This window comes from Aliivibrio logei (assembly GCF_001691055.1).
Taxonomy (GTDB): domain Bacteria; phylum Pseudomonadota; class Gammaproteobacteria; order Enterobacterales; family Vibrionaceae; genus Aliivibrio; species Aliivibrio salmonicida.
Window position 1 is genome coordinate 128,073 of the sequence record NZ_MAJU01000024.1, and the last position, 11,568, is coordinate 139,640.

Annotated in this window: 8 protein-coding genes; 7 read left to right on the forward strand and 1 reads right to left on the reverse strand. The window is 40.4% G+C overall.

Going from position 1 to position 11,568, the window contains the following annotated elements:
- Positions 1–46 precede the first annotated feature (46 nt).
- From glnL to A6E04_RS16260, 5 genes are all read left to right on the forward strand, one after another.
- Entirely contained in the window at positions 47–1,090 is a 1,044-nt protein-coding gene (gene glnL, locus A6E04_RS16240; protein ID WP_065611896.1) for a nitrogen regulation protein NR(II), read from the forward strand.
- 43 nt (positions 1,091–1,133) lie between these two features.
- Positions 1,134–2,537, forward strand: a complete 1,404-nt coding sequence (gene glnG, locus A6E04_RS16245) for a nitrogen regulation protein NR(I) (RefSeq protein WP_065611897.1) — start codon at positions 1,134–1,136, stop codon at positions 2,535–2,537.
- 99 nt (positions 2,538–2,636) lie between these two features.
- A complete protein-coding gene (gene gepA / locus A6E04_RS16250; protein ID WP_065611898.1) occupies positions 2,637–5,180 on the forward strand; it encodes a phosphodiesterase GepA in 2,544 nt (847 codons plus the stop codon).
- A gap of 134 nt (positions 5,181–5,314) precedes the next feature.
- Positions 5,315–6,316 carry an adenosine deaminase gene (gene add / locus A6E04_RS16255; protein ID WP_065611899.1) on the forward strand — a complete coding sequence of 334 codons (1,002 nt, stop codon included), beginning with the start codon at positions 5,315–5,317 and terminating at the stop codon, positions 6,314–6,316.
- 240 nt (positions 6,317–6,556) lie between these two features.
- Complete coding sequence (locus tag A6E04_RS16260; protein ID WP_065611900.1) at positions 6,557–9,097, forward strand: bifunctional diguanylate cyclase/phosphodiesterase; 2,541 nt, start codon at positions 6,557–6,559, stop codon at positions 9,095–9,097.
- Between the two features lie 66 nt (positions 9,098–9,163).
- On the opposite strand, the gene A6E04_RS16265 is transcribed toward A6E04_RS16260, so the two are convergent.
- On the reverse strand, positions 9,164–9,799 hold the full coding sequence (locus tag A6E04_RS16265) for a bifunctional 4-hydroxy-2-oxoglutarate aldolase/2-dehydro-3-deoxy-phosphogluconate aldolase (RefSeq protein WP_012551363.1): 636 nt from the start codon (positions 9,797–9,799) through the stop codon (positions 9,164–9,166).
- Positions 9,800–9,953: 154 nt separating this feature from the next.
- Here A6E04_RS16265 and A6E04_RS16270 point away from each other — a divergent pair, with 154 nt between their 5' ends.
- Entirely contained in the window at positions 9,954–10,973 is a 1,020-nt protein-coding gene (locus tag A6E04_RS16270; RefSeq protein ID WP_065611901.1) for a COG3650 family protein, read from the forward strand.
- Positions 10,973–11,560 carry a tRNA-uridine aminocarboxypropyltransferase gene (locus A6E04_RS16275; protein WP_065611902.1) on the forward strand — a complete coding sequence of 196 codons (588 nt, stop codon included), beginning with the start codon at positions 10,973–10,975 and terminating at the stop codon, positions 11,558–11,560. Before A6E04_RS16270 ends, A6E04_RS16275 begins: the two co-directional genes overlap by 1 nt.
- Positions 11,561–11,568 lie beyond the last annotated feature (8 nt).

The window sequence follows — 11,568 nt, forward strand, 5'->3', positions numbered from 1 at the left end:
CTAGAATGGTGCATTAGAATGTGATGACAAGGATGTGGTTCTATTTATGGATTTTTCAACGCAATTACTCGACCATCAAGTAACCGCAATTTTATTACTTGATGACCAACGTAATATTCATTATGCCAACCCTGCCGCTGAACAGCTTTTTTCTCAAAGCGCTCAACGTATGGCTCTACATACTTTTGATGACTTATTTCAACACACTCGATTTGACCTATCTACGTTAATGATCCCTCTTGAAACAGGACAAAGTGTTACCGACAGTGATGTGTGTATGATCGTAGGAAACAGCCCTCTCTACATTGAAGTAACATCCAGTCCAATTGCCATTAAAAAGTCACTGTATCTCTTAATTGAAATTCGTCAGATTGAGCAACAACGTCGTTTATCACAAGAAATTAATCAACATGCCCAACAACAAGCAGCAAAAGTATTAGTTCGAAGCCTTGCTCATGAAATCAAAAATCCATTAGGAGGATTACGTGGTGCGGCCCAACTTTTAGAGCGTATGCTCCCAAACCCTGAACTGCACGAATACACTCAAATAATTATTGAGCAAGCCGATCGTTTACGTAATTTAGTCGACCGACTTTTGGGGCCACAACGTCTTGGCCTAAAGCAACCCGAAAACCTGCACGCCATCATAGAAAAAGTACGTCAAATTATTGAATTAAACCCAAGCTATCAAGTAAAAATACAACGAGATTATGATCCAAGCCTGCCTGATTTTGAAATGGATGCAGAACAGATTGAACAGGCGATTCTAAATATCGTGAGTAACGCCGCCGAAGTATTAAAGAACCAACCGGATGGCCTCATTACCCTAAGAACGCGCACCGATTATCAAACCAACATTTATGGCCAACGCCATCGTCTTGCCGCAAAAATAGAAGTGATTGATAACGGTCCGGGAATACCAAGTCATATCCAAGACACGTTATTTTACCCCATGGTCAGCGCGCGAGAAGGCGGAACCGGCTTAGGTCTTTCTATTTCTCAAAACTTAATAGACCAACATAATGGCAAGATTGATGTCGACAGTTGGCCAGGAAAAACCATATTTACGATTTACCTCCCACTAAAATAACAATGAATAAGACCATGAAATATCATGGCAATGGAGAAAAACAATGAGCAAAGGATTTATTTGGGTTGTTGACGATGATAGCTCTATTCGCTGGGTATTAGAAAAGACACTAACAAGTGCCAACATGTTATGCGAAAGTTTTGGCGATGCAGAGAGCGTACTGCAAGCGCTAGAACGCAATGTGCCAGACGTTATTATCTCAGATATTCGTATGCCTGGGATGGACGGATTAACCCTTCTCAACAACATTCAAGAAAACTACCCCGAGTTACCCGTCATCATCATGACGGCACACTCAGATCTTGATGCAGCGGTAAGTGCTTATCAAAAAGGGGCCTTTGAATATTTACCAAAGCCGTTTGATATTGATGAAGCATTAACCTTAGTTGAACGAGCTCTTGCTCATAGCCAAGAACAAAAAAAACAACACAACCAACAACCAAAACAAGAACACCATGTTCCAGAGATCATTGGTGAAGCTCCTGCCATGCAGGAAGTATTTAGAGCCATTGGTCGACTTTCTCGCTCTTCAATTTCGGTATTAATTAATGGGGAATCCGGCACGGGTAAAGAGCTCGTAGCCCATGCTTTACACCGTCATAGCCCAAGAGTCAATAACGAATTCATCGCACTCAACATGGCTGCCATACCAAAAGATTTAATTGAGTCTGAATTGTTTGGCCATGAAAAAGGGGCATTTACTGGCGCGAATTCAATACGCAAAGGTCGTTTTGAACAAGCCAATAATGGCACCCTATTTCTTGATGAGATTGGAGATATGCCATTAGACATTCAAACCAGATTATTGCGTGTTCTCGCTGACGGGCAATTTTATCGTGTCGGTGGGCACTCACCCGTGCAAGTGGATGTACGTATCATCGCGGCCACTCATCAAAACTTAGAAAAGTTAGTATCCGATGGTGGCTTTCGTGAAGATTTATTTCACCGTTTGAATGTTATTCGAGTGCATATTCCTGCACTACGTGAGCGCCGTGAAGACATAACGAAACTCACCGAACATTTTTTACGTCTTGCCGCAAAAGAGTTGAGTGTCGAATGCAAAACACTGAGTAAAGAAGCCAGTCATAAACTCGGCGAATGTGAGTGGCCTGGTAACGTAAGACAATTAGAAAACACTTGTCGATGGCTGACGGTAATGGCCAGCAGCCAAGAAGTACTTCCTTCGGATCTTCCACCCGAATTATTCACCATTCAATCAAAAGCAAGCAATCTTGAAACATCAGATTGGCAATCCTCACTTCAATTATGGGTTGAAGAACAACTTAACCAAGGTGAGACTGAAATCTTAAATTATGTGATACCTCAAGTTGAAAGAATATTGCTTGAAAAAGCACTCACACACACACATGGTCACAAGCAAGAGGCAGCAAAACTATTAGGTTGGGGACGCAACACCCTAACAAGGAAATTGAAAGAATTAGAATAATCATTGCAGCTTTTACGATTTTGGCCGATTAATTACTAATACCATTTAAATTAATCGGCTACGGCATAGCAAAATGCGGTACCTCATAATGAAGTTACTATGATTGAACAGACACCGAAAAGACAATTCTCATTAAGAACAGCAGTTATGCTGCCTTTTATTACCGTGTTATCACTAACACTCGGTGTTATTTTTTATACTCAAAATAGTAGTTACGAAAAAATGGTTGATGATGTCAGCCAAAAGATATTGTCCTCTTACACCCAAAATACCCATGATGACCTCAACAAGTTTTTAGAAAGCCCATTTTTCGCCGTTCAGAACATGGTCGACCAAATTGAACGTTATAAAATGTACCAACCGAACAACATCACACACATTCAGTCTTATTTAGAAGGTACCTTCTTAGGCTTATATCAAGACCTTGAACAAATGGATGTTCTCTCTTTTGGTGGGGAGAAAAAAGAATACATCGGGTTCCGACGCGAGCCAAACACCGGCCTATCCTTGATGTTGCAAGACAAGAGGACAGGGGACGATCTCATCATTTACCGTGGAAAAAAAGAATCGAAAGACATACGATCCGTCATTAAAAACTACGATCCAAGAGAACGCCCTTGGTATATCCCTGCAGCAAACACATTCAGGCCTTCTTGGTCGGCAATTTACGCCAATGCGGACGAACGTAAAGACATTACCATGTCAGCAATACAGCCTGTTTTTTATAATGATGATTTTATTGGCGTCTTTGCCGCTGACATCAAATTAGACTCTTTTAATCGTTTTTTATTAAAAGAAACAAAACAGACGAAAGGGTCGATTTATCTTATTGATGAGCAACAGCAACTCATTGCACATTCCAGCATAGGAAGTGTTATTTCTTTAGGTACTGATAAAAGCCAAATTGGCTCTCGTTTGTACGCCACCGAAAGCTCAGATATAGCCATTAATCAAAGCGCCCAATACATTAAAGATCACAATTTAATTCATGCGACCACCGCGACACCCTTTAATTTCACTAATAATAAAGAACGCTATTTCAGTCAAATAACACCTTACGTAGATGATTATGGGCTGCATTGGTATATCGTTATTTCTATTTCAGAAAGCGATTTATTAGGTCAATTACAACAAGAGCAACGCAGAGGTTTAGGGTTTGGCTTTCTGCTTGCGATTGCAGGTCTTTTGATCGGTATTTATTTTATTACTCAAGTCACTAAACCGATATTTACCACAGCAAAAGCAGCCCGCAATATTGCCAGTGGTCACTGGAACAACCTTGAAGCCACAGGCAGCATCTATGAAACCACCATGCTGATGAACGCCTTTAACGATATGACCAATAAACTGCAATCTTCGTTCGAAGCCATGCGTCAACAAATTATATTCGACCCTTTAACCCAAGTATTCAGTCGCCAAGGCTTAATTGAACACAGTAAAGAAATGATCCAAGCAGGAAAAAAACAAGGTCTCTTAATCATTGGGGTGAATAACTTCCGAGATATTAACGACAGCTTAGGCATTATCGAAGGCGACAAATTACTTCAAAGCATTACTGATCGCCTTCAGTTAAGTTTTCCAGAAAAAGACATTGCCATCAGCCGAGTGGGTGGAGATGAGTTCGCTGTTTTCTTTTCGCAATTGGACAATGTAAAACAATTAGAACAACACGCCATTGAGATACAAGCGCGATTTATCACACCATTTTGTAGCGCAAACGACAGCGTGTTAGTCAGTATTTCCATAGGCTTAGTGGCAGGAGATCTTAGCTCGGATTCCATGACAATATGGTTACGTAACGCCAGCATTGCACTTGGCCAAGCCAAAAAGAATAATTTCAACATCTCGCTATACACACCTGAAATGGCGGAGGCATCATTAAATAAAGCCATCATGACAAGAGAGCTCGTGTTAGCGATTGAGAACAACGAAATGGTGCCTTTCTATCAACCGATCATTGATATAAAAACAGGTAAAACCATTGGTGCAGAAGCATTAGTACGCTGGTTGCATCCGACCCGAGGGATGATATCGCCATTAGATTTCATTCCCCTTGCTGAAGATAATGGAATGATTATTCCTATTGGCAAACAGATCCTGACCCAAGCCTGTTTAGACACGGTTTCACAGATAGAAAAAGGCTTATGGTCAAAAGACTTCCATATGCACGTTAATTTATCGGTTTGCCAACTCATGCAGGACGATTTCTTAGAAGAGTTAGATTCGGTGTTAACTCAAACGACGATTCCACCACAAAACCTAACCTTAGAGATAACGGAATCTCGCTTAGTCAATCATGATAAAACCACCACAGACACAATGCAGAAAATACGAGATTTGGGTATTCAAATTGCGATAGATGACTTCGGTACTGGCTATTCGTCATTGGCGTACATTCATAAACTTCCTTTTGATGTACTCAAAGTCGATCGTTCATTTATCAAAGATTTAACCACTGAAAATGTAGAATCTTCTATCGCTGCTGCGGTCATTAATATGACCAAAGGATTTAATATCACTTTAGTTGCCGAGGGGATTGAAACTCAAGAGCAAGCCGAATTACTCGTTAAATTAAATTATCAACACGCTCAAGGCTTCTTATACAGTCGCCCGCTTCCTCTGAGTGAATGGCCAACAGAATAAGTTAACATAACAGCGCAATCGGTAAAATTGCGCTGTTTTCCCCCGTTTTGCTGCTGACATCATCATCACTACTCTCTATACTTATTCTTACTATTTATACGCATTCATGTCTTCTTTGTAGGAATAATCCAATAATGATAACTAAAACACTCCCTCTTACGGATCTTCATCGTCACCTTGATGGCAATATCCGCATTGAAACCATTTTAGATTTAGGCCAAAAATTTGGTCTTGCATTACCCGCTTATGACTTAGAAGCATTACGTCCACACGTTCAAATTGTAGAAGCAGAGCCAAGCTTGGTTGCCTTTCTTTCTAAATTGGACTGGGGTGTTGCTGTTCTGGGTGACTTAGACGCATGTCGTCGCGTGGCTTATGAAAATGTTCAAGATGCCATGAATGCACAGATTGATTACGCCGAATTGCGTTTCTCCCCTTACTACATGGCAATGAAACATAACCTATCGATTGCGGGTGTTGTTGAAGCCGTTGTTAATGGCGTTGAGGCCGGTTGTCGTGATTTTGGTATCAAGACAAATCTTATTGGGATCATGAGCCGTACGTTTGGACAAGAAGCCTGTCAGCAAGAATTAGATGGTCTTCTTTCTCAAAAAAATAAGTTAGTTGCTATCGATTTAGCAGGCGATGAACTCGGTCAACCGGGTGATCGTTTTGTAAATCACTTTAAACAAGTACGTGATGCCGATTTACGTGTGACTGTGCATGCTGGTGAAGCGGCGGGTGCAGAAAGCATGTGGCAAGCAATTAATGAATTAGGAGCCATTCGTATTGGGCACGGCGTTAAAGCCGTTGAAGATCCAAAACTGTTGGAATTTCTAGCCAAAAACAACATTGGTATCGAGTCATGCTTAACCTCAAACATTCAAACAAGTACCGTTGCTTCCTTTGAATCTCACCCAATCAAAACCTTCTTGGAATATGGTGTAAAAGTCTGTTTAAACACCGATGATCCTGCGGTTGAAGGCATTGAGCTTCCTCATGAATACAACGTTGCGGCACCAAAAGTCGGCCTGACTCAAGAGCAGATCCGTCAGATTCAAATTAATGGCTTAGAGTTGGCTTTCTTATCTGACGCAGAAAAACAAGCGTTACGAGACATGGCAGCAAAGCGTTAATCATATAAAACGTCCTCATTAATAATAAGAGCCATTGGCTCTTATTATTAAATTCACCTCGTAACACTCACTTACCCTACTCATTCATCTTAACTTTAAGAATTCCACTCATCTTACCGTGCTTATTGATAAATAGCCTCTTGAGTCATTGTTAAGACAGTTTTGTTCTCATCATTACTGATAGCATCAGACCGCTAAAATTTACTCTCTAAATTTTGAACTCTGATAGGCCTTCTCGTCATGTTGTTTAAACAAAAAATCTCATTAAAGCTCGCAATAACACTGCCTTTTTTAGTCATCTTTATTATAACGATGACTATTATGCTCAATGAACAACAAAAAATGTACGACGACATGTTAAGTATAACGAGTAAAAAGCTCCTTCAATCGTCTTCTCGTAGCATTAAAGTCGGCCTACATCATTTTTTAGAAGATCCATTCAATGCCAATTTAACGATGCGTAATACCATAGAGCACTATCAGCTTTATTTACCAAATAAAGCATTCGAATTACAAGATTATTTAAAACAGCATTTTTCAAAAGAACTTAATGTTCTCCAGCAAGTCGATATTATTGGCTTTGGCAGCAATACTGGTGATTACTTTGGTTTTCGTCGAAACAAAAGTGCTCATACTTTATCTTTATTCTTAAAAGATCAATCCACCGATAATGGCCTTAATATTTACACTAACGCATCAACCAATGCACCGCTCCTAAAAACAATTCCAGCGTATGATCCTCGCTTACGCCCATGGTACATAAAATCAAAAGAGAACCCCAAGGCACAATGGAGCGATATTTATACCAATATCGACGAAGATGACGACTCAATTTTATCTGCATTAGCGCCTGTTTATGATAAAAGACATCATCTTGCCGGCGTCTTAACGACCGATGTCATGCTCAGCTCGTTTAATACCTTTTTAAATCAGGAAGCAAAAGAAATATCAGGCAGTATTTCAATTTTAGATGAGAAAGGAAATGTGTGGATTCATTCAAATCACAATGAAAAATACGCAAACCACAAAATAGATCGCTTAAAAGACATTAATGATCCCGTCACTCGAGAAACCATTCGTTATATCTCTGATATTGGGTTTAGCAAAGCAATCACAAAGAAAATCATCACGTTAAAAATTAATGGTAAAAACCATTTTTTAACCATTACCCCGTTTAAAAATAATACCGATATTGGAGCCTACATTGTGGCATCAATACCTGAATCCGTTTTACTCGGGAAGCTCCCAGAACAGCGGGACCGTTCTATTTTATTTATTATACTACTCAGCTTACTGTGTTTTACTTTAACGGCTTATATTGCCCGTCGCTTAATTCAGCCAATCATTGATACCGCAAATTCAGCAAAAGCCTTATCTCAAGGGGAATGGGATACACCGGTACCTTCTCACAGCAGCACAAAGGAAATCTCAACATTAACTGAGTCATTCGAATTAATGGCGAGAAATTTAAAATCCTCCTTTCAAGAACTCCAAGATAAAGTGACCTACGATACGTTAACCACGCTGTATAGCCGATCTGGATTAACCGAAGCGATATCGCCTTATTTATCAAAAGAATCAGGGCTCATCTCTTTTAGTATTAACGAATTTAGAAATATTAATGATGCCATTGGGCACGTAAGCGGTGATCTCCTGCTAGTCGATATCGCGCAACGTTTAAAAACACATTATCAAATAGACAATATTGAACTTGCCAGAATTGGTGGTTCGGAATTCGCGCTCTTTTTCTATTCAGTAAAAAGCGTCGATGAACTAAAGAAGTACGCTCAACAATTGCATTCTATTTTTAACACCCCGATTCAATCAAATTCAGGGGAAATAGCCATTCAAATCTCGATTGGGATTGTTTATGAACTCAATGACAATAACGTGATGCATTGGCTTCGCAGTGCCAGTTTGGCATTGGCCCAAGCACAATCAACGGCTGGGTATATCACCACTTTTACACCTTGCATGGCGATTGCATCTACTCAAAAAACACAATTAACGACAGACCTTGCCTACGCCATAAAAAATAATGAGTTCATTCCGTATTATCAACCATTAATCGATTTTAAAACCGGTAACGTTCAAGGCGCAGAGGCATTAATACGCTGGCAATCTCCCCTTTATGGGTTAATTCCACCGAATCAGTTTATTCCACTCGCTGAAGATAATGGCATGATTATCAACATTGGCCGTTACATTCTTCAGCAAGCCTGTTCCGATACGGCAAAAAAAATAAAATCAGGAGAATGGCCTGCTGACTTTATTATTCACGTTAATGTATCAATAGAGCAATTTCACCACTCCAACAGCTACGAAGGACTTGTTCGTATTTTACAATCATCAGGGTTATCAGCAAAAAATCTAAGCCTTGAGCTCATTGAATCTCGTTTGCTTAATGAAGATGACACCATGATAGAGCTAATGCGAAAAATAAGATCACTAGGGGTTCATTTGGCCATTGATGATTTTGGTACTGGCTATTCATCGCTTTCTTATTTACACACGCTGCCGTTTGATTGCCTCAAAATAGACCGTTCTTTTGTTAAAGGGTTAAACACAGAAAATGCATCGACTTCCATTGCAAACGCGATTGTGAATATTGCGAAAGGGTTTAATGTGTCGATTGTAGCAGAGGGTATTGAAACGGAAGAACAAGCCTTAATTTTAAAAGAAATGGGGTGCGATACCGCACAAGGGTTTTTATACAGCAAGCCACTACCACTTTCTTCATGGCCAAAAGACTTAACCGATTTTTCAATCACCCCCTCGTGATAATAAAAAAGACAACCACTTAAGTAAGTCATTGCCTTTATGTGAAAAGAAAATCGAATATTGTGCTTATTTAATTAGCTCAATCGCTTCTTTTGCAAGCGTGGTTATTTTTGACCAGTCTTTAGCGGCAATGACGTCTTTTGGTAGCATCCAAGAGCCACCGACCGTCGCCACACACTCTAACGCAGTGTAGTCATTTACATTCTGTGGATTAATCCCACCAGTAGGACAAAACTGCACTTGAGGTAATGGAGCCGCCATCGCTTTCAATACAGATGGTCCACCAAACGCACTTGCTGGAAAGAATTTAAGGTGCGTATAACCTAACTCAATGGCACGAATGACTTCTGACGGCGTAGCAACACCTGGGATCAAAGGAACATCTGCCGATTTTGCATGAGCTAATAAACTGGGAGTAAATCCAGGAGAGATAATAAACTTAGCGCCAGCCTCTACCGCTTGATCATATTGTTGAGTGCTGATCACTGTACCTGCACCAACAAGGGCTTGTGGCATTGCTTTTCGAATCGCCGTAATCGCCTCAAGAGCAACCGCCGTTCTCAATGTAACTTCAAATACATTAATACCGCCCGCCGCTAAAGCTTGAGCCATTGGTACAGCATCTTCTAGTTGTTCAATAACCATAACAGGAACAACGGGTGATGCGCTAAATACGTCTGAAGGCGAAAGATTCCAACTCATATTTTTCTTAGCTCTCTTTACTTATTAAAATAACCCTATTATTTTACGCTAATTTATTATCAATAGCTCTGATAAAGGTGAATTCCAATCTATTTTAGGTGTCCTATGGCATACTGGTTTTTATTCAACTTATCATCGATTTCTGGAGTTTATTATGAAGCTTTCACTACTGACTTTCACCGCTCTTCTGTTTTTATCAGGGTGTAGCCAGCAATCAGCAATAGACACATCCACAGATGATTTTGATAACAGTCAATCCGCATCAGGGGCTCATACTTTTATACTGCGTGGTACTGTAGTCATTGGCCACGAATCACAAAGTATTCAACCTTGTGGCAGTGATCAACAATATTGGATAAACCTCACTTCAGAGCAATGGAAAGCAGGAACCGACATTCAATCAACACCTTACCAATCAATGTATGGTGAATTAATCGGTCATTTTGAAGCACCACCAAAGGGCGGATTTGCGAATGATTACCCTGCACGTTTTGTCGTTTCTCATATCAACAAATTAGTTGCCGGTGAAGGCGCACGCTGCCAACAACCCGCTCAACCAACAACCGCATCGGGTAATGAACCTTTTTGGAATGTTCAAGTAAATAAAGGGATATTTAGCGTATCGGAAATGGGTAAAAAGGCCCAACAGCAAGCCATTACGGATCAAGAATTATCCATCGAGCAACGCACCTATCAATCCGATGACATTTCTCTTGTGATGGACAGTGCTATCTGCAAAGACACCATGGTTGATACTGTTTATGGTTGGGCATCAGACGTCACGATAAATGATAAAAACTATCAAGGTTGTGCTTCAATCTCACCAAAAGATACCACGCTAAACTGGGTAAACACATACAAAGGAACCAGTACGGCAGGTAACTCAGGTTTAACCATTGGTCTAACTTTACGTCCTGATCATTCCGCCGTCACTACGTATGATTATCAAAATGGCGAACCTCAATTAATTGAAACTGGCGTGTGGCAAGCCATTAATGAAAACCAAGTTCACGTATTAATGAGCCGTCACCAACGACAATACATGATTGCAGAACGAACCTTTACCCGTAAAGGCAATACCATCAACGCAGAGAAAGAAACGGTGAATGGCGTAGTCTTTCCCATCCAATCAGGGCTAACCTTATTCTCACCAGTACAACCGTTGGATAAATAATGTCTTGTTCAATTTGTGGATTTACCTATAACTGTATTTGCTCTCACCAGCCAAGTTTAACCTCGCACATTGAATTTGCGCTGCTGTACCATGAGAACGAACAAAAAAAATTAACCAACACCGGTAAGTTGATAACAAACAGCTTACCGAACGCTCGGGCTTATTTATGGCAACGTAAAGAGCTGCCAACCGCGCTACTAGAAAAAATAGCGCGAGATGATACTGAGACATGGTTACTTTTTCCAAGTACAGAAAACACACTCAGTACAGAATATGCCAATGCAAAGACGTCATCTAAAAAGCAGTTGTTTATTTTACTTGATGCGACCTGGCAAGAAGCGAAAAAAATGGTCAACAAAAGCCCTTGGTTACAAGAGCTTCCTTGTTTGTATTTAGAGAGTGTCGATACCTCAAGCTATCATTTACGTCGAAATCAAAGCGAAGGCAATCTGTGCACTTGTGAGGCGGGAATGGAAATATTAAAGATGGTAAAAGAGCCTGAAAATGCACAGGCTCTTAATCTGTATTACGAGCGATTTTTAACCGTTTTTCAAGCAGAACGCAGTGGTCACCTTTACGTCGAATGACCCTCGAC

Excerpts from the sequence above, each read along its gene's own strand:
- glnG (WP_065611897.1), top strand. The coding sequence starts at position 1,134 with ATGAGCAAAGGATTTATTTGGGTTGTTGACGATGATAGCTCTATTCGC.
- A6E04_RS16265 (WP_012551363.1), bottom strand. The coding sequence starts at position 9,799 with ATGAGTTGGAATCTTTCGCCTTCAGACGTATTTAGCGCATCACCCGTT.
- add (WP_065611899.1), top strand. The coding sequence starts at position 5,315 with ATGATAACTAAAACACTCCCTCTTACGGATCTTCATCGTCACCTTGAT.
- glnL (WP_065611896.1), top strand. The coding sequence starts at position 47 with ATGGATTTTTCAACGCAATTACTCGACCATCAAGTAACCGCAATTTTA.
- gepA (WP_065611898.1), top strand. The coding sequence starts at position 2,637 with ATGATTGAACAGACACCGAAAAGACAATTCTCATTAAGAACAGCAGTT.
- A6E04_RS16275 (WP_065611902.1), top strand. The coding sequence starts at position 10,973 with ATGTCTTGTTCAATTTGTGGATTTACCTATAACTGTATTTGCTCTCAC.
- A6E04_RS16270 (WP_065611901.1), top strand. The coding sequence starts at position 9,954 with ATGAAGCTTTCACTACTGACTTTCACCGCTCTTCTGTTTTTATCAGGG.
- A6E04_RS16260 (WP_065611900.1), top strand. The coding sequence starts at position 6,557 with ATGTTGTTTAAACAAAAAATCTCATTAAAGCTCGCAATAACACTGCCT.